Source organism: Lacisediminihabitans sp. H27-G8 (assembly GCF_046156175.1).
Classification (GTDB): Bacteria; Actinomycetota; Actinomycetes; order Actinomycetales; family Microbacteriaceae; genus Lacisediminihabitans.
Window position 1 is genome coordinate 518516 of sequence record NZ_JAYLVL010000001.1, and the last position, 22893, is coordinate 541408.

General features: G+C 66.7%; 23 protein-coding genes and 1 tRNA gene. 8 read left to right on the forward strand and 16 right to left on the reverse strand.

The window, feature by feature from the left end:
• Window positions 1–140: 140 nt before the first annotated feature.
• Window positions 141–488, reverse strand: coding sequence for a VOC family protein (locus VLI63_RS02425; RefSeq protein WP_409155327.1), 348 nt, complete (start codon window positions 486–488; stop codon window positions 141–143).
• Window positions 489–774: 286 nt separating this feature from the next.
• The gene (locus VLI63_RS02430; RefSeq protein WP_409155328.1) at window positions 775–1236 is read right to left on the reverse strand and encodes a hypothetical protein; all 462 of its coding nucleotides are present in this window, start codon (window positions 1234–1236) and stop codon (window positions 775–777) included.
• A gap of 73 nt (window positions 1237–1309) precedes the next feature.
• On the opposite strand from VLI63_RS02430, the gene VLI63_RS02435 reads away from it, so the two are divergent.
• Complete coding sequence (locus VLI63_RS02435) at window positions 1310–2599, forward strand: alpha/beta hydrolase (RefSeq protein ID WP_409155329.1); 1290 nt, start codon at window positions 1310–1312, stop codon at window positions 2597–2599.
• 28 nt (window positions 2600–2627) lie between these two features.
• Here VLI63_RS02435 and VLI63_RS02440 read toward each other — a convergent pair whose 3' ends face one another.
• The 3 genes from VLI63_RS02440 to VLI63_RS02450 form a co-directional block, all read right to left on the reverse strand.
• Window positions 2628–2981, reverse strand: coding sequence for a DUF3566 domain-containing protein (locus VLI63_RS02440; protein WP_409155330.1), 354 nt, complete (start codon window positions 2979–2981; stop codon window positions 2628–2630).
• A 359-nt stretch (window positions 2982–3340) separates the two neighbouring features.
• Window positions 3341–3967: a response regulator gene (locus VLI63_RS02445; protein ID WP_409155331.1), complete on the reverse strand. Its 627-nt coding sequence runs from the start codon at window positions 3965–3967 to the stop codon at window positions 3341–3343.
• The gene (locus VLI63_RS02450; protein WP_409155332.1) at window positions 3964–5154 is read right to left on the reverse strand and encodes a sensor histidine kinase; all 1191 of its coding nucleotides are present in this window, start codon (window positions 5152–5154) and stop codon (window positions 3964–3966) included. The genes VLI63_RS02445 and VLI63_RS02450 overlap by 4 nt, the downstream gene beginning before the upstream one ends.
• Before the next feature lie 165 nt (window positions 5155–5319).
• On the opposite strand from VLI63_RS02450, the gene VLI63_RS02455 reads away from it, so the two are divergent.
• The gene (locus tag VLI63_RS02455) at window positions 5320–6390 is read left to right on the forward strand and encodes an ABC transporter permease (RefSeq protein ID WP_409155333.1); all 1071 of its coding nucleotides are present in this window, start codon (window positions 5320–5322) and stop codon (window positions 6388–6390) included.
• Window positions 6387–7076, forward strand: a complete 690-nt coding sequence (locus VLI63_RS02460; RefSeq protein ID WP_409155334.1) for an ABC transporter ATP-binding protein — start codon at window positions 6387–6389, stop codon at window positions 7074–7076. The genes VLI63_RS02455 and VLI63_RS02460 overlap by 4 nt, the downstream gene beginning before the upstream one ends.
• A 98-nt stretch (window positions 7077–7174) precedes the next feature.
• Here VLI63_RS02460 and VLI63_RS02465 read toward each other — a convergent pair whose 3' ends face one another.
• The 3 genes from VLI63_RS02465 to VLI63_RS02475 are packed head-to-tail and all read right to left on the reverse strand — an operon-like array spanning window position 7175 to window position 9272.
• Window positions 7175–7909: a glucose 1-dehydrogenase gene (locus tag VLI63_RS02465; protein ID WP_409155335.1), complete on the reverse strand. Its 735-nt coding sequence runs from the start codon at window positions 7907–7909 to the stop codon at window positions 7175–7177.
• Window positions 7910–7911: 2 nt separating this feature from the next.
• On the reverse strand, window positions 7912–8526 hold the full coding sequence (locus VLI63_RS02470; RefSeq protein WP_409155336.1) for a TetR/AcrR family transcriptional regulator: 615 nt from the start codon (window positions 8524–8526) through the stop codon (window positions 7912–7914).
• Window positions 8526–9272, reverse strand: a complete 747-nt coding sequence (locus VLI63_RS02475; RefSeq protein WP_409155337.1) for an SDR family oxidoreductase — start codon at window positions 9270–9272, stop codon at window positions 8526–8528. Before VLI63_RS02475 ends, VLI63_RS02470 begins: the two co-directional genes overlap by 1 nt.
• Window positions 9273–9386: 114 nt before the next feature.
• On the opposite strand from VLI63_RS02475, the gene VLI63_RS02480 reads away from it, so the two are divergent.
• Genes VLI63_RS02480 through VLI63_RS02490 form a run of 3 tightly spaced genes read left to right on the forward strand, consistent with a single transcriptional unit; the run spans window position 9387 to window position 11926 of the window.
• Entirely contained in the window at window positions 9387–10412 is a 1026-nt protein-coding gene (locus tag VLI63_RS02480; protein ID WP_409155338.1) for an NADP-dependent oxidoreductase, read from the forward strand.
• Window positions 10413–10415: 3 nt separating this feature from the next.
• Entirely contained in the window at window positions 10416–11153 is a 738-nt protein-coding gene (locus VLI63_RS02485; protein WP_409155339.1) for an AAA family ATPase, read from the forward strand.
• Between the two features lie 11 nt (window positions 11154–11164).
• On the forward strand, window positions 11165–11926 hold the full coding sequence (locus tag VLI63_RS02490) for a putative protein N(5)-glutamine methyltransferase (protein WP_409155340.1): 762 nt from the start codon (window positions 11165–11167) through the stop codon (window positions 11924–11926).
• Between the two features lie 4 nt (window positions 11927–11930).
• Here the strand turns inward: VLI63_RS02490 and VLI63_RS02495 are convergent, their stop codons facing one another.
• Both VLI63_RS02495 and VLI63_RS02500 read right to left on the reverse strand, forming a co-directional pair.
• The gene (locus VLI63_RS02495) at window positions 11931–12725 is read right to left on the reverse strand and encodes an alpha/beta fold hydrolase (RefSeq protein WP_409155341.1); all 795 of its coding nucleotides are present in this window, start codon (window positions 12723–12725) and stop codon (window positions 11931–11933) included.
• 35 nt (window positions 12726–12760) lie between these two features.
• On the reverse strand, window positions 12761–14236 hold the full coding sequence (locus tag VLI63_RS02500; protein WP_409155342.1) for a flavin-containing monooxygenase: 1476 nt from the start codon (window positions 14234–14236) through the stop codon (window positions 12761–12763).
• 113 nt (window positions 14237–14349) lie between these two features.
• Here VLI63_RS02500 and VLI63_RS02505 point away from each other — a divergent pair, with 113 nt between their 5' ends.
• Complete coding sequence (locus VLI63_RS02505) at window positions 14350–15615, forward strand: LCP family protein (RefSeq protein ID WP_409155343.1); 1266 nt, start codon at window positions 14350–14352, stop codon at window positions 15613–15615.
• A 6-nt stretch (window positions 15616–15621) separates the two neighbouring features.
• Here VLI63_RS02505 and VLI63_RS02510 read toward each other — a convergent pair whose 3' ends face one another.
• The 3 genes from VLI63_RS02510 to VLI63_RS02520 are packed head-to-tail and all read right to left on the reverse strand — an operon-like array spanning window position 15622 to window position 18984.
• Window positions 15622–16527, reverse strand: a complete 906-nt coding sequence (locus VLI63_RS02510) for a 2-deoxy-5-keto-D-gluconate 6-phosphate aldolase domain-containing protein (RefSeq protein ID WP_409155344.1) — start codon at window positions 16525–16527, stop codon at window positions 15622–15624.
• Between the two features lie 47 nt (window positions 16528–16574).
• Entirely contained in the window at window positions 16575–17063 is a 489-nt protein-coding gene (locus VLI63_RS02515; protein WP_409155345.1) for a universal stress protein, read from the reverse strand.
• Window positions 17056–18984 carry a heavy metal translocating P-type ATPase gene (locus VLI63_RS02520; protein WP_409155347.1) on the reverse strand — a complete coding sequence of 643 codons (1929 nt, stop codon included), beginning with the start codon at window positions 18982–18984 and terminating at the stop codon, window positions 17056–17058. Before VLI63_RS02520 ends, VLI63_RS02515 begins: the two co-directional genes overlap by 8 nt.
• 167 nt (window positions 18985–19151) lie before the next feature.
• Between VLI63_RS02520 and VLI63_RS02525 the strand changes: the two genes are divergently transcribed.
• Window positions 19152–20579: a protein kinase domain-containing protein gene (locus tag VLI63_RS02525; RefSeq protein WP_409155348.1), complete on the forward strand. Its 1428-nt coding sequence runs from the start codon at window positions 19152–19154 to the stop codon at window positions 20577–20579.
• Window positions 20580–20582: 3 nt separating this feature from the next.
• Here VLI63_RS02525 and VLI63_RS02530 read toward each other — a convergent pair whose 3' ends face one another.
• From VLI63_RS02530 to VLI63_RS02540, 3 genes are all read right to left on the reverse strand, one after another.
• Window positions 20583–21011: an FMN-binding protein gene (locus VLI63_RS02530; RefSeq protein ID WP_409155350.1), complete on the reverse strand. Its 429-nt coding sequence runs from the start codon at window positions 21009–21011 to the stop codon at window positions 20583–20585.
• Entirely contained in the window at window positions 21008–22414 is a 1407-nt protein-coding gene (locus tag VLI63_RS02535; protein WP_409155352.1) for a ferric reductase-like transmembrane domain-containing protein, read from the reverse strand. The genes VLI63_RS02530 and VLI63_RS02535 overlap by 4 nt, the downstream gene beginning before the upstream one ends.
• Before the next feature lie 304 nt (window positions 22415–22718).
• Window positions 22719–22792 (reverse strand) — tRNA-Ala (locus tag VLI63_RS02540).
• Window positions 22793–22893: the final 101 nt, after the last annotated feature.

Consider the following 22893-nt stretch of genomic DNA (forward strand, 5'->3'; position numbering starts at 1 on the left):
CCCGTCGAACGTCGCTCAGAGCACGCATTCCACTGCCTGCAGAATGGTCCGGCGCTGAGCAATCACCGTCCTGGTCCACGATCACAAGCAAACCGTGGTCGATTCGGCCCGCACGTGCGAAGTACTCGCGACCGGGATTTCTAGCGTGCGGCCAGGACGCAGAACTCGTTTCCCTCCGGGTCGGCCAGAACCACCCAGGACGTGCTTCCCTGACCGATGTCGACGCGGCTGGCGCCGAGGCTGACGAGACGCTCGACCTCCTCCTGTTGGTCGCCCGGCACCCAGTCGAGATGGAGCCGGTTCTTACCCCGCTTGGGCTCGGCTACCTCGACGAACAAGATGCTGGGCGTGTGGCCCGGGGCCGCAGCCAGCTCTGTCGCGTCGCTGTCTTCGCCCACGACCTGCCAGCCGGTGGCGGCTTGCCACCACCGAGCGAGTGCCACTCGATCACGGCAGTCGACGACGATTTCCTCTAGATGAAGAGCCATGCCCCAACCCTAGGCAGTTGCCCCTTCACAGGCGAGGAATGGCGCCTACTGCGGCACGTCTCAAAGAATCCCTTGCCGGTGCCGTGAGGGAGTTCCTTCGTGGCGGGCGGTGAGTAACTTGTGAGCACGGGTGAGCGGTTCGCAGAGCGCGTCACTGTTCCGGCCGTTGTCAGGCTCCCGTTCCATGTCGGCCGTGACCTAGCCGCTGAGTGTGGTGTCACTCTCGCCAACCCCGATCCTGATGGACCACCGATCGGGAGGCTCGCGTAGCCAGGATTGTTCTGCATCACGGCGCAGCACCCGCCCGCGGACGCTGATGTCTTCCGGTGGGATTCCGTCGCTGTCGAGATCGTCGGCTTTGGCGAGGCGGACAGCGGTGTTCCTCGCAACTCGCCGGTCCGCTGTCCAGTGCGACCCGCTCGGCGGCGACCTTCGATGGCACGTACCCTTCGCAGCTGAGGGGATCGACGTCGTCGGCCGCCGGCGGCACGGTCGGCATGCCCTCGTTCATCGGGGTGGGGAACCGGGGCGGATCATCCCCGTTGATGTGGCGGCCATCCGGATCGACGGAGACGGCCCTGGTGGAGATGATCACCGCGCTTCCGACCGATCCCATCCCCGGCAGCAGTGCTCGCACGTCTGCGGCGCGGTAGGCGAGCAGATCGACGAGGAGTGTCGAATCGTCGCCGACGAGACTTTCGATCGCGTCGACGACCGTGACCTGACTGTCCGCCTTTGCGGTCGGCACACACCCGGGTTCCCTTAGAATCGCGTGCGATCAGAACCCCGATGTGAGGACGCCAGTGGATGCATTCCTGAGGATGAATATCCTCGATGGCCCGTTCGTCGGAGTTGTCTACACCCTGGCCGTCGGTGCCTTACTTTTCCTTGCGTGGCGTCTCCCGTCGCGGCGATGGATCGTCACCGGCCTGGGTGCTCTGCTTGTCGGATCCTGTGCCGCTTTCGGCGTGCTGTGGTGGGTGAGGGCGACAAATGCTTTTGGTGTCGACCTCAGCGTCACCACGACCGTCTGGGTCTATGTGACGTTCTCGGCAATCTGTCTTGCGGTCGTCAATCTCTGGAAATCGGCGTGGCCGCGAAAGGTCATCGCCGCCGTTGCCATTGTTGTCTTTCTTCTGGCGGGAACCGTAGGGATCAACGCGGACTTCGGACTGGATCGCACTGTTGCAGACCTGGCCGGGATCTCCACCCAGAAGCCCATCGCGCTCCCCCATGCAACCCCGACCCCGAGTCGAACTCCTCTCGCCGGAGGGGCGCTGTGGGCGAATTGGGTGGCACCGCACGGCCAGCCTGCTGAGGGGACCATCGGTTCGGTCACCATCCCGAACACCCTCTCCGGATTCCATTCCCGGCCTGCCGGTCTCTACCTGCCCCCGGCTGCCTTGGCGAAGAACCCGCCGCTACTGCCTCTCGTCGTCATGCTGATGGGGCAGCCCGGAAACCCGGACCCCTCTTTCCAAAAGCCGATCCTCGATGCCTTCGCTGCTCGACACAACGGGCTCGCACCGATTGTGCTCGTCGTGGATCAACTCGGCGATCCGGCCATCGATCCTCTCTGCTTGGATACGGTCAAGCACGGCAAATCAGAGACATTCCTCGTCGAAGACGCGGTGGCATGGGCTCGTGCAAACCTTCATGTTCTCCCCGATGCCGCGCACTGGACGATCGCCGGGTATTCCAACGGCGGTGAATGCGCCCTCTCGCTCGGGTCCAAACATGCGGAAATCTGGGGCAACGTGCTCGACATTTCCGGTGAGGAATACCCCGGATCCGACAGACCCAGTCAAACGCTCAAGGAAGAATTCGCCGGCAACAAGGCCGCCTATCAAGCGGTGTGGCCCGGCACGATTCTTGCCAGCCACCACTACACCGACACCGTCGGAATCTTCACCGTCGGCTCCAACGATGGCAATTATGTGACCCAGGCTCGCCGGGCGGAAGCCGCGGCCAAAGCATCGGGCTGGAAGACCACTTACTTCGAGGTGCCGAACGGCGGACATGTTCTCGGTGCTCTCAACGGAGGTCTCCAGGAAGGATATCGACTGCTCTTTCCTCGGCTGGGCCTGTCCGATCCTTCGGCAACTCCCTGACCTGTGGGCCGAGATCGGTCCGCGGTGTCTAGTTGGTGGTGAAGCCGACAAACAAGCCGCCTGTCAGCCGCACAACGAGGTTATAGAGCACTGCGCTGACCGTGCCGAAGACCGTGGTGACGACGACATTCACCAGCCCGAGTACAGCTGACAGTGCGAACACGTGGCTGAAGCTGAACAACGTCTTCACGTTGATTCCGTTGGCTCCTTCCCCGGCGATGACGCTGGCGATCTGGTCGAGGGACCCCGTGCGGGTGAGGATGACCCACGCCACCAAACCGATGAGGATCGCGAACACCCCGAGAACCACTCCAAGGAGCAGAGACACCAGGATGCTGGTCCTCACATTCAGGTAGACGAGATGCAATCGCACCTGTTTCACCGGTCCAGGCAGACCGCTGGACTTCCGCGCAAGCCTCTCGGCAATGCTGCTCAGAATCGCCTCCCCCACTCGTCTCATCGCCACGAACGATGAGCTCATCCCTCGCGTGAGCGGCCATGGATTCGTCCCCGGATGGCACCGGCGACCGCGCACCCGCGCAACCGTAGCCTTGCCGATTTCAGAAACCCCTAAGAAATCCGCCTCCAGCCGGGACGGCCTCGAGGTCGCCCGGACTCGAGGTCGCCCGGACTCGAGGTCGCCCGGACTCGAGCTCTCCGGGCCCACGCCGGGAGCTTCGAGGGTCTCGCCGCGAACACATGACACGGGGGAAGTCCGCGTCAGCGATCCTCGGTTGGGAACTAGCGAAGGATGCCCTGTTGGCGCGCCGCGGATACCGCAGCGGTGCGAGAGGTCACATCGAGCTTGGAGAAGATGTGCGCGAGGTGGGACTTGACTGTGGTCTCCGTCACGAAAAGCTCGCTCGCGACTTCGGTGTTGGAGCGTCCCGCGGCCACGGACTCGAGCACTTGCATCTCCCGGGCGCTGAGACTCACCTGTGGCGCGCGCATCCGGCTGAGCAGCCGCGATGCGATCACGGGTGCGAGGGCGCTCTCGCCCGCGGCGGCGGCGAGTACAGCCGCCACGAGTTCGTGGGGCGGTGCGTCTTTGAGAAGGTAGCCGCTGGCTCCAGCCTCGACCGCCCCGAGGATGTCGGCATCCGAGTCGTAGTTCGTCAGCACGAGCACATAGGGCGGAGCCGGGAGGGCGCGGATTCTTCTGGTCGCATCGGCCCCGGTCGAAGCCTCCCGTGCGCCGAACTGCAGATCCATGAGCACAACGTCGGGATTCTCTCTCTCGGCTGCGGCGACGGCCTCATCGGGCGTGGCCGCTTCCGCGACGACGTCGAAATTGGCCTCGGAACCAAATAGGGCCCTGAGTCCAGCGCGCACGATGGGGTGATCATCGGCGATGACCAGTCGGATCATGCGCTGCCCTGCACAGCCAGGTTCACGGCCACGACTGTTCCCTTTCCGGGAGCGGAGTCGACCGTGAGAGTGCCGCCGAGCTGGTCGACGCGCTCCTGCGTGGCCTGCAGTCCGAATGAATCCGTCTTGCCTGCGGTTCGGTTCGCCGACGGACCGGCCGGCTCGAATCCCCGGCCATCATCGGCGATGGTGAAACTGAGGGCTCCGGAGTCGACCTCCAGGGTGATGGTGGCGGTACTGGCTCCAGCGTGCTGGATCACATTGGCCATGGCACCCTGCGCGATTCGCAGCAGGGCGGTCTGGAGCTGCATCGGCAGGCTGAGCGAGTCGGAGATCCTCACGTTCACCAGGAGACCCTGGGGGCCCCACTGTGTCTCGGCCAGGCGACGGAGTGTGCCTCCGAGCCCGACCTCGTCGAGGTCGGGTGGGGTGAGTTCGCGGATGAATCGCCGCGTATCAGCCAGGCTGGACGCAGCGGTCTCGCGAGCGAGGCGGATGTGCTCGAGGCCCGGCCGCTCGGTGTCGGCTCGTTCGGCGGCATGGAGCAGCATCTGGATGCTCGAGAGCCCCTGCGCGACGGTGTCGTGGATTTCGCGCGCCAGTCGTGCACGTTCGGCCAGCACCCCCGATTCGTGTTCGGTGGCGACGAGCTGATCCCGTGTGGCGATGAGCTCCGCCATCAGGTGTTCGCGCTCTTCCGCCTCCCGGGCGAGGGCCTGGTAGCCGAGCCCGATCATCACCGCGACAGCAGCACCGACGACGGGGCCGATCACGCCGCCGACGCTCCATCCGCCCTCGGCTCCGAGAACGAAAATCGCCACGCCCGTCGAGGCGATGACCATGACGGTGCCGATCCGACGTCCGAGCAGGTGAAGGTACAGAAAGAACAGCGGGAACACCAGGTAGGCCGCGGCGGAGTTCAGCCAGAGCAGCACCACCCATTCTGCGGTCACCAGTGCGAGCCAGATCAAGCCCGGGATGCGACCGCGCTGGCGTGACGCGCGGGCGAAGATGCCGCCGGTGGCATAGGTCGCCAGAAGAACACACGATGTGACTACGAGCGCAACGCTCAGCGGTGTCGGAACCAGGATGGCGCGTCCGATGACGAGCACTGTGAGGCCCACGAAAAGCAGGTGCAAACCCGTGCGCAGACCCACGAAGACGGGGGTGAGCGTGGTGTGGGCCATGACAAACAACAGTACGCGCCGTGCCCGCGGCATCCATCGTTCGAAAGTACGACCGAGCACTCCATCTTTTCGGCGCGGAACAGTGTGCCGGCGACGGATGCCCCGAATAACGCCCGACGGAAGAGTTGTTCCTGTCGCCACAACGGTGACACGAAAGGAAAGCCCATGTTCGTCGCCCTTCGCGACCTTCGCTTCGCCCGCGGCCGGTTCATTCTCATCGGCTCGGTCGTCACTCTCATCACCATCCTCGTCGGCTTCCTCAGCGGGCTGACCGGAGGCCTAGCCGCGCAGAATATCTCCGGCGTCCTCTCCATCCCCGCCGATCGCATCGTGTTCTCCGCACCAGCCGCGGGAAGCACCGGCGCGAGCTTCTCCGACTCCACGATCAGCGCCGCCCAGGCAGGCACCTGGAGATCAACGAGCGGCGTGACTTCGGCCGAGCCGATCGGCATCACCCAGACGCGAGCCGAACACGGCGATGCGCGCGCGGCGATCGCCCTGTTCGGAGTGCGTCCCGGGTTCGACAGCGCTTCCCCCACGGCCGACGGATCGCTGAGCCTCTCCACCTCCGCCGCGACAGACCTCGGTGTCTCCACCGGGGACTCGGTCACTATCGCCGGCACCTCCTACCGGGTCCAGTCGATTGCGGGTGACTGGTGGTACAGCCACACACCGGCGGTCAAGATGACCCTGAACGACTGGCAGGCCTATTCGAAGGCCACCGGTAGCCCCGATGCCTTCGCCACGGTGCTCGCCGTGTCGGGAGCACCCGACTGGGGGACGGCCTCCGACCGCACCGGAACGGACGCCCAGACGACACTCGGATCCCTCGCCGCCATCAGTGCCTTCAAGTCGGAGGTCGGATCGTTGCTGATGATGGTTGCCTTGCTCTTCGGCATCTCGGCTCTCGTGATCGGCGCGTTCTTCACCGTCTGGACGATGCAACGCAAGGGCGACATCGCGTTGCTCAAGGCACTGGGAGCCAGCACCCGTTCGCTCGTTCGCGATGCCCTCGGCCAAGCACTCATCGTGCTGGTCATCGGAATCGGGCTCGGGATCGCTGTCGTCGCACTGCTCGGCACTCTCGCCGGCGGCGCCCTGCCGTTCATGCTTAGTCCGCTCACCACACTCCTGCCGGGGGCCATCATGATCGCCCTCGGCCTCGCAGGCGCTGCCTTCGCCCTGCGTTCCGTCACCTCCGCCAACCCCCTTACCGCCCTCGGGAGCAACCGATGATCCGCCTCGACAACATCACCCTCACCTTCGAAGACGGAGACACTCGCGTCACCGCCGTCGATCATGTCTCATTGACCGCCCACCCCGGAACGGTCACCGGCATCACCGGGCCGAGCGGATCGGGCAAGTCCAGCCTGCTGGCCGTCGCCGCGACGCTGATCGCTGCAGACTCCGGGCGGCTGCTCATCGATGACATCGATGCGACGCGACTCGACGCAGCCGCCGCCAGCGACCTGCGCCGGGATGCGGTCGGAATCGTCTTTCAGCAGTCGAACCTGATCCCCTCACTGACGGCTCTCGAGCAGCTCCAGGTGATGAACGAGCTTGGCGCCCGGCGAAGCCGAAAGGCGCTCGCCCGGGCAACTCAGCGTGCGGGCGAACTTCTCGACTCCGTCGGCCTCGGGGACCAGGTTCACAAACGGCCGCACCAGCTCTCCGGCGGACAGCGCCAGCGCGTCAACATCGCGCGGGCGCTGATGAACGACCCGAGCGTGCTCCTCGTCGACGAACCCACGAGCGCTCTCGACCAAGAACGCGGGGCGAGCATCATCGAGCTGATCCTGCGCCTCACGGATGACCTCAACACCTCTACCCTGCTGGTGACCCACGATCTCGTGCACCTGCCGCGGATGCACGCGGTGGTGCAGATGGTGGACGGGCGCCTGTCGGAGCGCGTTCTCGCCTGACCCCCGCCCCAGCGCCGAGAGGTTCAGTCGGACACGATGGTCTCGTCACGACTCCGGCCCCACGCACGGAGCCGTGACGACCATCGACAGCCGACAACTCAGGAGTGCGGGATCGCAGAGGTCATCCCGCCGTCGACCACGAACTCCGCACCCGTCGAGTAGGCCGACTCCTCGCTGGCGAGGAAGACGACCAGCGAGGAGACCTCCTCGGGCTGGGCCGGACGCCCGAGCGGAACCTGCTGGCTCGCGAAGTCGAGCTGCTCGGTCATCGGGGTCACGATGAATCCCGGATGCACGGAGTTGACCCGCACGTTGTGGCGTCCGAGTTCCACGGCCACCGACTTCGTGAGACCCCGCACCGCGAATTTCGACGCGACGTAACCGTGCAGGCCGGCGCTTCCGCGCAGCCCCTCGACCGAGGAGATGTTGATGATGGATCCGTGTTTCGCGGCCTTCATCACCGGAACCACCGCCTTCACCCCGAGGAACGTGCCGGTGAGATTCACCGCAAGCACGGCATTCCACATCTCCAGCGTGTACTTGTCGATGGCGGCCATGTTGCCGATACCGGCGTTGTTCACGAGCACGTCGACAGTGCCGAATGCCTCGACGGTGGATGCGACGACCGCCTCCCATTCACTCTCCGACGTCACATCGAGGTGCTCGTAGCGCACGTCGTCGCCGAGCTCCGCGGCCAGGGCCCGACCCTCGTCATCGAGCACGTCCGCGATCACCACGCGGGCGCCCTCTCGCGAGAAGGCACGGGCATGGGCGGCTCCCATTCCGCGAGCGCCACCGGTGATGATGGCAACGGTGTTGGTCAGTCGGGGCATGGTTACTCCTTCGTCAGGGTGTTGACAGTGCTGTTGTTCAGGATGCCGATCCCGGCGAGGAACAGGTCGGTGAGCTGGGCCGCGATGAGACTGCCGTCCTCCGGGCCATCCGCGGAATACCACTGCGGCAGGTAGTGCAGGTCGCTGAAGAAATTGGCCACCAGCACGGCCCGGGGGATATCGGTGCGGTACACACCCTCGCGCTGTCCGGCCTCCACCAGCGACACGAACTGGTCGTTGTACTCACGCCGACGGTGTTTCACTTCCAGTTGCTTCTCAGCCGGCAACATGTGCGCCGAACGGAAGAACACTGTGCCCTCGTCGAGGAATTCGATAGAGGTCTCGATCACGTCGATGCAGGCGGCACGGAGCTTCTGCACCGTCGAGTCCCCGGTCGCGACGATCGCCGCGAGGTGCTCGCCCTGAAGGGTGAGCAGATGCTCGTAGATACCGAACAGCAGCTCGTCCTTGGAGCGGAAATAGTGATACATCGCGCCCTTGGTGACACCGGCCGCGTCCACGATCTGCTGCACCGAGGTGTTCGCGAAGCCGTTCTTCGCGAACAGGTCGACCGCAGCGGTTCGCACCGCATCCTTGACGCCGGCGGTCGTCGCCATCAGGTCACCGGACGGATGGACCCGCCCCCGTCGATAACGATGGTCTGGCCGGTGATCCAGGCCGCGTCGCTCGAGAGCAGGAAGGCGACGACTCCGGAGACGTCCTCGGGCACACCGAGGCGGGCGAGAGGGTAGATCGAGGCGACCTCGGCCTCACGTCCGTCGTAGAGCGCTTCGGCGAACCTGGTCTTGATCACCGCGGGTGCCACCGCGTTCACCCGGATGTGCGGCGCCAGCTCGAAGGCGAGTTGGGTCGTCAAGGAGATGAGGGCGGCCTTGGAGACCCCGTAGAACCCGATGCCGGGAGCCGCCGAGATCCCCGCGATCGACGCGATATTCACGATAGAACCGTTGCGGGCTCCGATACCGGCCGTCACGGCATCCCGCGACCAGTCGAGCGCGGCCATCACGTTGATCTCGAGGATCTTCGTCATGGCCGAATGCTCGGTATCCAGGGTCGGTCCGAAGCTCGGGTTCACTCCGGCATTGCTCACGAAGTGGTCGAGACCCCCGAACTCCCGACCGATCAGGTCGAAGACCTCGGCGCGGTGGGCGGGATCGTCGGCCTTGCCTGCCACCCAGAGCGCGGATGCGCCGAGGTGCGCCGCCGCCTCGCGAAGGGCCTCTTCACGGCGCGCGGTGATGAGCACCCGGGCACCCTCGTCGACGAGTCGCTGGGCGATCGCGAGTCCGATGCCACGGCTCGCTCCGGTGATGAGGGCCGTGCGGCCGGTGAAGCGATTCACGAGGGCTCCTGACGGGGGAAGATAGACAAACCGACTGTTCGGTATGGATACCCTAGCGCCGTTCGCTACGCTGGAGGCGCCGGCGCCGATCCCCGGCCGTCGATGGAGACACACATGACCCCCCTTGCGTCCAGCCGCCAGTGGCACCTGGCCAAACGACCCACCGGCACCCCCACCCCGGAGGATGTGCGATTCGTCACCGTGGAACTGCCCCCTCTCGCCGAGAACGAGGTGCGCGTGCAGAACGAGTTCGTCTCGGTCGACCCCTACATGCGCGGTCGCATGAACGACGTCAAGAGCTATGTTCCGCCCTACCAGCTCGACCGGGCGATGGATGCCGACGCGGTAGGCCGCGTGATCGAATCCCGCTCCCCCGATCTCCCGGTCGGCCAGCTCGTGCAGCACTTCCAGGGCTGGCGTGATGTCGCCCAGGGCGACGCGAGCCGGTTCACGGCTCGCGACGAGGTGCCGGGCGTCGCGTCATCCGTCTACCTGAGTGCTCTCGGCCTCACCGGGATGACGGCGTGGGTCGGGCTGCTGGTGATCGCCGGGATGAAGCCAGGAGACACGGTCTTCGTCTCGGGCGCGGCCGGTGCGGTCGGCTCCGCCGTGGGCCAGATCGCGCGCCTGCGGGGGGCCGGTCGGGTGATCGGCAGCGCGGGCACCGACGAGAAGGTGGCGCTTCTCAAAGACCGTTACGGCTTCGATGCCGCCTTCAACTACAAGAGCGGCAAGGTGTCGCGGATGCTGCACGAGGCCGCTCCCGACGGCATCGACGTCTACTTCGACAATGTGGGTGGCGATCATCTCGAGGCGGCCATCTTCGCGTTCAACGACGGCGGCCGCGCGGCAATCTGCGGAGCGATCAGCTCCTACAACTCCGAGCGGCCCGAGCCTGGTCCGCGCAATCTCGCCATGCTCATCTCCAAGGGGCTCACCCTCACAGGCTTCACCATCCCGAGCTACCAGCACTACGCCCCCGAATTCTTCCGCGAGATGACCCCGCTGGTCGTCTCTGGTGAGTTCGTCTTCGACGAGACGGTGATCGACGGCGTAGAGCACGCCTTCGACGCCTGGCTGGGACTGATGCGCGGGGAGAACACCGGCAAGATGCTGGTGCGAGTTGGCGGAAACTCCTGACCCGTGCCCGTCGACACAGGGTTCGACCGCTTCCCGATCCGCCGGATCGAGGAACACCCTCTCAACGCCCTGGCGAGGGATGCCTGGCCGGCCACACTCGCACCGGTGGCCCACCTGCTCGATCATGGCCTCGACCTCGGACCGGCCACTGTCTTCGTCGGCGAAAACGGATCGGGCAAGTCGACTCTGGTCGAAGCGATCGGGCTAGCCTACGGACTCTCCCCCGAGGGCGGATCCGTCGGCGCGCAACACAGCACCCGGGCATCCGAGTCAGAACTGTGGGACCACCTCCAGGTCGTGCGCAATGCCGGAGCCAGCAAGCGCGGATACTTCCTCCGCGCGGAGACGATGCACGGCTTCTTCACCTACCTCGAGGAGAATCCGAGTCCGTTCCGGGAGGACATCCGCTTCCATGAGAGGTCGCACGGCGAATCCTTCCTCGATCTCGTGGAGGACCGCTTCAGGGGCGCCGGGCTCTGGCTTCTCGACGAGCCGGAATCGGCGCTGTCGTTCTCTGGCTGCCTTGCACTCATCGGCATCCTCGATCGTCTCCTCGACACCGGAAAGTCCCAGGTGATCATGTCGACCCATTCGCCGCTTCTCGCTTCGCTCCCGGGCGCGACGATCTACGAGGTCGGCGACTGGGGGCTGAACGCCAGCTCCTGGGAAGACCTGCCCCTGGTGCTCAACTGGCAGGCTTTCCTCGGTGCGCCGGAACAGTACCTGCGCCATCTTCGGTGAGTGAGGCGGCAATGACGGTCGACGAGGTGATCGCGCAGTTGCGCGCCGCGGGGTGCGTCTTCGCGGAAGACGAGGCGGCACTGCTCATCGGAGCGGCATCCTCCCCCGTCGAGCTGAGACAGCTGGTTGACAAGCGGGTCTCGGGGATCCCCCTCGAGCACATCCTCGGCTGGGTGGAGTTCTGCGGCCTGCGCATCGCCGTCGGCCCGGGAGTCTTCGTGCCGCGCCAGCGCACCGCGTTCCTGGTGCAGCAGGCGGTTGCCCTTGCCGCCCCGGATGCCGTGGTGCTCGATCTGTGTTGCGGAGCGGGCGCGATCGGGGCCGCGATCGCGTCCCGGCTCCCGGGGATCGACCTGTACGCCGCCGATATCGACCCGGCGGCGGTCCAGAGCGCCCGTCTCAACATCCCCGCGTCGCGCGTTTTCGAGGGCGATCTGTTCGACCCTGTGCCGCGCGAGCTGAGGGGGCGTGTCGACATCCTCGTAGCGAACACTCCCTACGTGCCGACGGATGCGGTGGCCCTCATGCCCCCGGAGGCCCGACTCCACGAGGCCCGGCTCGCCCTCGACGGCGGGATCGACGGACTGGATGTTCAACGCCGCGTCGCGGAAGCCGCACCCCAGTGGCTCGCCCGGGGCGGCCACCTGTTCGTGGAATCGAGCGACGAGCAGGCCGAGCTCAGTGCGGCGGTGTTCGAGGCCCGGGGCCTCGTTGCATCGATCGTGCACTCTGAAGAGCTCTATTCGACAGTGGTGATCGGCACGCTGCCGTAGCTCCTCATCTGTCGAGCGAGGCGAGGAACGGGATCACGGCGTCGAGCACCTCCGCCGCCGGCCTGAGGGTGTTTCCGTGCGTCCGCCCCGGTAGCGGCCGGAAAGTCGCGTGCGGCATCAGGGTAGCCGCGCGCTCGGAATCGAGGTAGCGCTCGTGATCGCGAGTGCCGGCGAGGAGCAGGGTCGGCACCGCGAGTTCGGCGAGCCGGGCATCCGGGATGCCCGGCTCGACCTCGACCCGGCGGAAATACGCGCGAAGAGCCAGCGGGTCGTTGGCGAGAAAGGCCGCGGAGGTCTGTGGATCGATCGGTTCGCCGGCGTGCGCCGCCCATCCGTCGAGGAAGCCGCGCATGCCGCCCGCCCCGAGCGCCCCGTCATAGCCGGGGAAGAAGAGCTCGGAGACGCTGCCCCCGGGTGCCCGGTAGGTGCCGCCGGCGGAGACGAGCGAGAGCAGTCGCTCCGGATGACTGTCGGCGAGAGAGAATCCCGCGCGCGCCCCGAAGGAGTAGCCGAAGAGGTGAGCCGCGGGGGCCTCGACCGCGTCGAGCACCGCCAGGATGTCTGCGAGAACGAGCGGCATCCGGTACGCCTCGGTCTCGTGGGGCTTGCCGCTCCGGCCGTGCCCGCGAAGGTCGATAGCGATCACCCGATAGCGATCCTGCAGCGCGGCCACGTAGCCGAATCCGCGCCAGATCGACCGCGAGAGCGCCGAACCGTGCACCAGAAGCACGGGCGCGCCGTCGCCGCGCACATCGAACGCGATCCGGGTGCCGTCGATCGGATTCACCGTTTCACTCACGGATCCATCATCTCCCGTCACACGGTGCGCTGCGCTCAGCTCGGGGCGGCGACCAGCGGCTGCTCGAAACGATATTCGGAACTGTCGAAGTGACGCACCGAACCGCGGAACAGCGCCGCCCGATGGGGCCAGAGCGTGGTGTTCCTGCCCCCGACGTCGAGGTAGTAGCTCGAGCATCCGCCGCTCAGCCAGACCGAGTCCGCGAGGTCGGCCTGCACGCGCCGGTTGTAGCGCTGCTGGGCTTCGGGGGTGGGCACGACGGATGCCGCGCCGCGCGCCCGCATCGCGTCGAGAGCCTTGAGCACGTAGTCGATCTGCGCCTCGATGATGTACACGATGCTGTTGTGGCCGAGCGCGGAATTCGGGCCGACGAGCAGGAACAGGTTCGGGAAACCCGCAACGGTGGTGCCGTGAAGCGCCTCCATGTGCGGAGACCACGCCTCGGCGAGGCTGAGTCCGTCGACGCCATGCACCAGGCGCGCGACCGAAGGCTCGGTCGCGGTGAACCCGGTTCCTGCGATCAGGACGTCGAACTCCCTCCTCTTGCCATCCGCGGTGACGATCTCGCGTCCCTCCACGGAGACGATCGCACCGGTCACGAGCTGCACATTGGGCCGGGTCATCGCCCGGTAGAAGTCGCTCGAGATGAGGATGCGTTTGCAGCCGATGCGATAGGCCGGGGTCAGTTTCGCCCGCAGGCCGGGATCCGCGACCTGGCTGCGCAGGTAGCCCGCGGCGAATCGCTGCATCAGTCCACCGATGGTCGCGCTGCGGAATCCCGCAAACCGCGCTTCCGCAGACCGGAACACCCAGGCCCGTGCAGCGCGGCGGAGAATGGGCAATCGCCGGAACAGCCTGGCGCGGCGCTCGGTGGTCGGAGCATCCCCCCGCGGCACGATCCAGGCCGGGGTGCGCTGGAACACCGTGAGCTCGCCGGCCACCTTCTGAACTTCCGGCACGAACTGGATAGCGGATGCCCCGGTGCCGATCACGGCGACCCTGCGCCCTGCGAGGTCGATGTCGTGACGCCAGCGGGACGAATGGAAACGCTCGCCCGCGAACCCTTCGATGCCGGGGATCTTCGGCCACACCGGATCGATCAGCGGGCCGGCACCGGACACGAGCACCGAGGCGGTGAAATCACCAGTGCTGGTGTGCAGCGTCCAGAGGGAAGCCGAGCTGTCCCAGGTCGCGTCGAGGAGTTCGGAGTCGAAGTGGATTCGCGATCGGATGCCGAACTCGTCGGCGGTCGATCGAAGGTAGGCGAGGATCTCCGGCTGGCGGCCGTACCGGAACTTCCAGTCGAACGCCGGCGCAAAGGAGAACGAATACAGGTCGCTGCGGATGTCGCAGGCGGCTCCCGGATAGGTGTTGTCACGCCAGGTGCCCCCGACCTCGCCCGCTCGTTCCACGACCACGAAGTCGTCGATGCCGTGCCGACTGAGCTGGATGGCCATGCCGAGTCCGGCGAACCCCGATCCGATTATCGCGACCTTCACATGTTCGAGCATGCGCAGATGCTACCCCTGGATTGCGAAAGGCCAGTCCCGCACAGCATCTATTGAGGTCTGCTGCGGTACATTTCTGATCGGTGTCGCGTTCGCGGCATGCGGGGGAAGGTCTCATGGGTCGTCGAAGCGCCGAAAGCGGCACGCGTTCGTCGCGCGCGCACGCGCCCATCCGTCACGGCCGGCTGCACCGCTCGCACCCCATCGCCTCGATCGCGAAAGTCCTCGCCGCTATCGTCGCTGTCGTGGCCGTCAGCGGCACCGCCGTTGGCGCGTTCGCCGTCTACGGCACCGTCTCGAACATCAAGCCGGGCATCCACCTCACCCATGCCGTCGGTGCCAAACCCGCGCCAGAGGCGCCGTCGGTCGGCCCGATCGATGGCGAGGTCAATATGCTGCTCGCCGGCACCGACACCCGAACGGGCCAGGCCGGCTACCAGACCAAAGCCCAGCTGGCCGGAAGCTCGGGCATCGGCAACAACGACGTCACGATGCTCCTTCACGTCTCCGCCGATCACACGAGCGCCACCGTCGTGAGCTTCCCACGCGACATGGTGAACATCCCTCTCTGCGGCCGCAGCACCTCCCCGGCCATGTTCAACTCGACCCTGTCCCGGGGCCTCTCCTGCACCGTGCAGACCGTCGAGAAAATGACCGGCCTGTCGATCCCTTACGCCGGCGTCATCAGCTTCGACGGCGTCACAGGCATGTCCAACGCGGTCGGCGGCGTCACCGTGTGCCTCGCAACCCCGGTGAAGGACCCGTACACCGACCCGCAGCTCGATCTGCCGGCCGGTCAGCAGATCCTGGTGGGTGCCGAAGCCCTCTCCTTCCTGCGGAGCCGGCACGGCGTCGGCGACGGCAGTGACCTCGGGCGCATCAGCAACCAACAGGTCTTCCTCTCGGCCCTCACGCGCAAGATCACCAGCGACGGCGTGCTCAGCAACCCGGTCACGCTCTACAAGCTGGCGAACGCGGCCCTGTCCAACGTGCAGCTCTCGGATACCCTCACCAACCCGACGACGCTCATGTCGATCGCGCTGGCCCTCAAGGGCATCGATCTCAGCAAGATCGTCTTCGTGCAGTACCCCACCGGAGCGGACCCCGCCAACCCCAACCGGGTCGTCCCTCTCGTGACCCCCGCCGCCGCCCTCGCCACGGCGCTCCAGTCGGACCAGCCGATCACGCTCACCGGAAAGCTCGGTCGCGCAGCGATCGCCGATCCGACCGCGCCCGTGGCGGCCACTCCCGCGCCGGCCGCATCCACCGACCCCTCGGCGAGTGCGACCCCGGCCCCGAGTTCGATCGCCCTTCCGTCGACGATCTCCGGCCAGAGTGCAGACCAGACCACCTGCACCCAGGGCTTCACGAACAGGAAATAGCTCGACTCAGCTGTCCCAGGCGTGCACGAAGTGCGTGTAATTGCCGGCGACCAGCTGCACGAGTTGCGACTCGGATGCCGTTCCGGCCAGATGATCCGCCAGCGGCTTCTCCCAGATGCTTCGGCCGATCGCGAAGCCCCGGAACCCCTCGACGGCGGATGCCACGCCGAGCCAGTGATCGAGCCGCGGCTGGGAGGCATCTCTCCCCAGCACGATGCAGCTCACGCCAGAGCGGTCATCGCGCTGGGCCGCTGCGACGACAGCACGGGCGTCCTGCTCCGTCTCCAGTCCCTCGATCTTCCAGATCTGCGGCTCGATCCCCTCCGCCTGCATCTCTTCGATCACCTGAACCGTCAGGCCGGCGCGAACGTCGCGGTCATAGCGGAGGGCATCCGATCCCACCGATTCGAGTTGCGCCGGTGTGGCGGGAACCAAGAGTTCGATCATGAAGGTGCGGCCGGCCGCCCGAAGGGCATTCGACACCGTGATGAGACGGTCGAACTGCAGCACGCGGTTGAAGGACGCTTGCGGATTGTCGCGCACCAGCACCTTCACCTGGGCCGGGGCGAACTCCTGCACGTGTCGCAGCCACTCGGAGTCTCCGAAGGTGCCGTATTCGAGCATGAAGAGCGGCTCCCCGCTGCGCTCGATCGGCATGGCCAGGTCGATGCCGGCCTCCTTCGCCCGAACGGCCACGGCCGCCCCGTACCGCTCATCGACGAGAACGCCGACGCGAGAGGCATCCACCCCGCCCTCGATCGCCTTCAGCAAGCCATCGAAGATGAGCGCCTTGTGGGCGGAGATCCTGGCGATCTGCTCCCTCGTGGGAGCGTCGTCGATGCCGTAGAGGTCGCGCAGCAGGGAATCGCGATGGTCCATCGCGAGGATGAGCACGTCCGAATTCGAAGTCACGATGTTGACGGTACTCCGCCGAGAGCCGGCTGAAGTGCACGGCCCGGTCAGCGAGTGGGAACGACGAGCACCGGGCAGGTCGCGAGCTGCACGCAATGGCTGCTGACCGATCCGAGCAGCAGCCCGGCGAACCCACCGAGTCCTCGCGGGCCGACCACCAGCATGAGGGCGGGCGCGGCCAACTGGGTGAGCAGCTGCGCCGGTTGCGCCAGCGCGGCGCGCACCAGCAGGGTCACTTCCGGGTGACGGGCTGCGATGGTCGCTGTATCGGCGACCAGCATCTTCCTCACCGTCTCCGTCACCTCGTCGAAAGAGGCGACATAGCCGTGGTTGTACAGCGCGCCGTGAGGAGCCGTATCGATGCTCCACGTGCGCACCACCACGATCTCGACTCCGAGTTTGGCGGCGAAGTCGAAGGCGACCGTGAGGGCATGGTCGGAGTCCTTCGATCCGTCGTGGCCGACGACGATGCTTCCCGCGGGAACGGTGAAGACCGGTGCCGCGGCAGCGGTCGGGGCGGGGCTGTTGTCACTCATGGCTGTGCTCCTTCTGTGGGGTGGGGATGACGAGAGCCGGCTGGGCTCGCTCGGTGTGTTCTTTCGGTCGGATCGCCCGCAGGGCATTGAGAATGGTCGCAAGATCCACGACCTCCTGGATTCCCGCGCCGAGGGTCGCCGGGATCACGCCGAAGGCGGCGATCAGCATGAGTCCGATGCTCAGCGCGATTCCCAGCCAGATGCTCTGCAGAGCTATGCGCACGGTGTCCTGGCCGATCCTCACGGCGAGGGCAACCACCGAGATGTCATCGATCAGGATCACGGCCGCAGCGGACTCGCTCGCGGCAGTCGCGCCGCGCGCTCCCATCGCGATTCCGACATCCGCCGCGGCGAGCACGGGCGCGTCGTTGACACCATCCCCGATCATGAGAACCGGCCGCGCGGCGATGTCACGCACGGCGGCGACCTTGTCGATCGGCAGGCAGTCGGCGGTGAATTGTGAGATGCCTACCGCGGAGGCCACGTGGGCCGCGGTGGCGTTGGCGTCTCCGGTGAGCATCACGGTCTCGTGCACGCCGAGCATTCCCAGCTGCTCGATGGTGGAGTGCGCGTTGTCGCGCACGGGGTCGCTGGCGACGACCACGCCGGCGAAACGACCGCCGATCGCGATATAGATCGCCAACTCCCCCGCAGCCAGATCCACGGCTTCGACGCCGGGTGCCGCAGCGGCGGCGAAGGCGAGTGTTCCGATCTCGATTCGCTGACCGTCGATCGTGGCGGAGACGCCCTGGGCGGCCACCTCCACGGCGTTCTCGGCGGAGGGCAGCACCAGTCCGCGGTCCTCTGCCGATGCCACGAGGGACGCCGCGAGCACGTGGGAAGAGAATCGTTCGGCGGAAGCCACCCTGGCGAGTAGTTGCGTTTCGTTCCAGGGTTCGCGCGGCAGGATCCGCGTGACGGTGGGCGCACCGATCGTGAGTGTGCCGGTCTTGTCGAACACGGCGGTGCGCACCCGGGCAAGGGTCTCGAGCACCCCGCCGCCCTTCACGATGATCCCGTGGTGTGCGGCCCGGCTCATGCCCCCCATGAACGCCACCGGTGCGGCCAGTACGAGCGGGCACGGAGTGGCGAGCACGAGCACTTCTGCGAAGCGCACCGGGTCGCCAGAGACGAACCAGGCCACCGCGCCGATGAGCAACGAGATGACGGTGAAGGGGATGGCGTAGCGATCGGCCAGGCGCACCACCGGCGCCCGATTGCTCGAGGCCGCTTCGACCAGTGCCACGATCGCCTGGAACTGGCTGTCGCGCGCCAGAGCGGTCGCCACGATGGTCGTCGCCGTCACCCCGTTCACCGAGCCGCTCAACACCGTCTCCCCCGCGACCCGGGTCACCGGCAGGCTCTCCCCGGTGAGAGAGGATTCATCGAAGGCCGCGCTGGCAGACACCAGCTGTCCGTCGACGGGAACCACCTCGCCGGAGCGCACGAGGATCAGGTCGCCGACGACCACCTCCCCCGCGGGGATGTCGTCGATGTCATCGGAATCGGCGTGGGTGCGGTGCGCAACCTGCGGCTCCCGGTCGAGCAGGGCATCCAGTTCGCGACGTGCCCGCCCCTGGGCGAAGTCCTCGAGGGCTCTGCCCCCCGACACCATGAGCACGATGATGATGCTCGCGAAGAACTCTCCGACGAGCACGGTGGCCACGATGGCCACAATCGCCAGGATGTCGATGCCGACGATGCCCTTGCGCAGTTGCTTCGCCATCTCGACGGCCTCGATGGCGGCGACCGCCAGCGCGAAGATGCTGAACAGCCAGCGGGTGATGTCCACCTGACCGAAGAACCAGAAGATCATGCCGACGATACCGACGAAAACGGTGAGTGAGACGACCGGATAGCGGCGACCGAAACCGAGCACGGCACGAAGCGGATTCCTCGGTCGATCCGGGTGTCGCGGCACTGTCGATCCTCTCGTCGGCTCCCAGCTTCCTGCGTGCCGGCTGCGGCAACCGGGCCGAAGGTCCCGTCCATCGGGACGGTGGGGAAAATGGACCTGTTGTCAACCCCTCCCGATCGCGGACGCACGGACGCACGGCGTCAATACACTGGGGAAGGAGAGTGGGTTTCATGGCGGTTCCAGCAGCAGGGAACATGGCGGGCCGGCTGCTCGGGGCACGCTATCGCGTCGAATCCGCCATCGGATTCGGCGGCATGGCCACGGTCTACCGGGCGACCGACGAGGTGCTCGGTCGCGCCGTCGCGGTGAAGCTGTTCGATTCGAGCAGCCTCGATCCGGCCCGGCAGGAGAGCGAACTCGCCGTGCTGGCGAGCCTCGACCACCACGGAGTGGTGAACCTCTACGACGCCGGTCTCGACACCGACGATTCCGGCCGCACCCGCCGCTACCTGATCATGGCGCTCGTCACCGGGCAGAACCTCCACGAGCGGATCCAGGTCTCCCCCATCGCCTCCCGGCATATCGCCGAGATCGGCTACGACATGGCGGAGGCGCTCGAGTACATCCACGCCCGCAATGTGCTTCACCGGGACATCAAGCCGTCCAACATCCTCCTCGTCGACTACGGCAATGACGCGCCTCGGGCGCGGGCGAAGCTGACCGACTTCGGAATCGCCCTCTCCGACGACATCGAGCGGATGACAGCCGAGGGAGAGACCACCGGCACTGCGGCGTACCTCAGCCCCGAGCAGGTCACCGGCACGCCTCTCACCGCGGCGAGTGACGTGTACTCCCTCGGTCTGGTGCTCCTCCAGAGCTTCACCCGCGCCATCGAGTTCCCCGGATCGATGGTGGAATCGGCGATGGCCCGGCTCTCCCGCGACCCGGTCATCCCGGCTTTCCTGCCCGACCACTGGCGTGACCTGCTCTCCGCGATGACGGCGCGGGACCCCGCACAGCGGCCGGCGGGGCGCGAGCTCGTCTCCCTGCTGCGCCAGACGGTCATCGCCGACAGCGCGCGCCACAAGGATGCCGAGTCCGACACCTTCTACCCCAGCGACCCGCACTCCCCGACCGGTCGCTCCGCGATCCTCGACACGATCCCGGATGAGGCCCTTCATCGCGTCACGGCCATGGCGGCGCGCCTGTTCTCCGCGCCGATCTCGATAGTGAGCGTCGTGGACCACGACCGCACCTGGTTCCGGTCGCACTACGGGCCGGAGGTCGAACAGATCGCGCGAGCCGTCGATCTCAGGACCGCGACGATCCCGCATGCCGAACCGGTGATCATCGAAGACGGCCAGAAGGATCCGCGGTCGCAGGACAGTCACCTTGTCACCGGGCCCCTCGGCCTGCGTTTCTATGTGGGGGTGCCCCTGAAGCGCTCCGACGGGCAGACCATCGGCACCCTGTCCGTGCTGGACTTCGTCCCGCGCTCGGCCTCGGATGCCGAGATCGCGAATCTCGAAGACCTCGCGGCTCTCGTCGTGGCCCAGCTCGAAACCCGCCACGAGGGTCTTCGCACCGTCGAGATGACCGGACCGATGATGGCCGTGGCGCCGCAACCCGAAGGACCGTCGGCGATCCGACAGGTCTGAGGCCTAGATCCCCGCCTGGTCGAGGGCCGACTGCAGGGAGAGCAGGTACGCGTCGGTCGTGTAGGTAGCGCCGCCGACGCTGGCGACTTTCGCCGACTGGGACTTCAGCACTTCCGCGCGCAGGATCGGAGCGGCCCGGTTGCTCAACTGCACCGAGCGACCTCCCTTGTCGGTGAGGTGCACGGGCACGACATCGGTGATCTTGCCCCCCGCGACAACGATCTTCACCTGCACGCTGCCGTACCGGGTGTTCTCGGAGGCACCGGTGAAGCTGCCACTGGACGCTGCACTCGCAGCGGGCTTCGCCGTGGAGGTCGCGCCACCCCCCGCGGGTCCTCCGTTCGATGCGTCGATCGAGCTCCCCACCTGCCAGGCGATGGCGAGGATCGCTGCGGAGCCCACGGCCCCGACCACTGTTGCGCGCGCCCTCACCAGTCGAACCGTTCGGCATGGATCTGGTGGTCGGAGATTCCGGCGGCGCGGGCATCCGCCTCGACGACATTGAGCCACGAGGTGGGCCCGCAGAGGTAGAGGTCGCTTGCCAGCAGATCGGGAAAGACGCCCAGCAGGGTGAGCCCGCGGTCCGCGTCGGCCTGGGTCATCCAGCCGGGTCCGGTGCGCGCACGCGGCCCGATCATCATGGTGACGGCGACTCCCTTCTGTCGGGCGAGTTCCTCGATCTCGCCCCAGAGGAACGTGTCATCGACGGTGGAGGCGCGAAGCAGGATGGTGGCCTCCCCGGGCTTCAGCACCGAATCTTCGAGCATGGCCCGCACCGGGGTGATGCCGATCCCGGCGACGACGATGGCGAGCTTCGGGGCCGTGCGTCCCGCATCCGTGAAGATGCCATAGGGCCCCTCGAACCACACCCGCGTGCCGGCGGGGACCGAACTGATGCTCCTGCTGCCCCCTCCGAGATCGCGCACGGTGATGCGCAGCTGAGTGTCGGTCGCCACGGAGGACAGCGAGAGGGGATGCGAGTGCCACCAGGTGCCCGCCGTCCAGAACCTCCAGACGAAGAACTGGCCGCCCACCGACTCGAGCGACCGCAACCGGCGGCCGGACAGGTAGATCGATACGACCCCGGGAGCCTCCGGTTCCATCCGCTCGACCCGCAGGCGGTGTCGCAGACTCGAGACGAGCGGCTCGGCGAGACGATGGGTGAGGATCGCGCCGAAGGCGAGGATGTAGAGCGCGAGCCAGTAGACCCGCTCGAAGCTGAAGGGCGACAGTACGCTGCCGATGCTCAGCTGGTGCGGAACGGATGCCAGCACCGCCGCGTAACTCAGCAGGTGCATCAGGTGCCAGGTCTCATAGCTGTACCGGCGTCGCACCAGCGCCGCCGAACTCACGATCACCACGGCGAGCAGCGCGATAGCGAGAATCGCGAGGAGCATGTCGGGGATGGCGAGCATCGGCCCGATCTCCGCGACGGGATCGAGTCCGGAACTCAGTCCGTAGCCGATGAGCAGGATGACCCCGTGACCGAGCAGCAGGTAGAAGGCCGGCTTTCCCAGCGCCCGATGCACGGCGATCGCCCGGTCGTGGCCGATCGCGTGGTCGATGAACGGCACTCGCGCGGCAAGCAGCAGCATCGCCAGGACGAGGTTGGTGCCGACGAGTCCGGTCGCAATCCCCACGCTCGTGACGGCATCCGCGACCGAACCGAATCGGGCGGTGCCCCCGGAGAAGAGGAAGAGCGCGACGGCGAAAGCCGAGGTGAGCCAGAGGGCTATGCCCAGGGCATCGCCCACGCGTGCCCGCCGCCGATAGTGGGCGGGGTGGTCGACACCGGGAGTGGATAACCGCGAACTCCGCTGCGAGTCGATCGCCATCCGTGGACTTCCTCTGTTCGAGATCACGAACCGGTGCATGATCGTGTCAGCCCCAAGCTACCCGCCGCCGCCGCCATCGACGCGGGACATTGGTCCCGACACGGCGCGTTCCGGCGCGAGGTCATCATCTCGACCGCCCGCGGGGCCGCGGGCCCCAAGGCTCGGCGCCAAGGGGAACCGGACTGACGCCGGACCGGAATGCGTTCGCGGAGCGACCATCGTCCGGACTCCGACAGTGGATCCCAAAGAAAAAGCCCCGAACCAGAGGTTCGGGGCTTTTCTCAATCCTGGGACAGGATTTCGGTGGATCCAAGGGGATTCGAACCCCTGACCCCCTGCATGCCATGCAGGTGCGCTACCGGGCTGCGCCATGGACCCAAGCTGACTTTCTCGAACTTCCGAGAAGGCAACTACGTCAGATTACTACACATCCGAGCGCTCCGCGGTCAGCCCCCGATTTGGAGCGGTCGCCCCGGCCG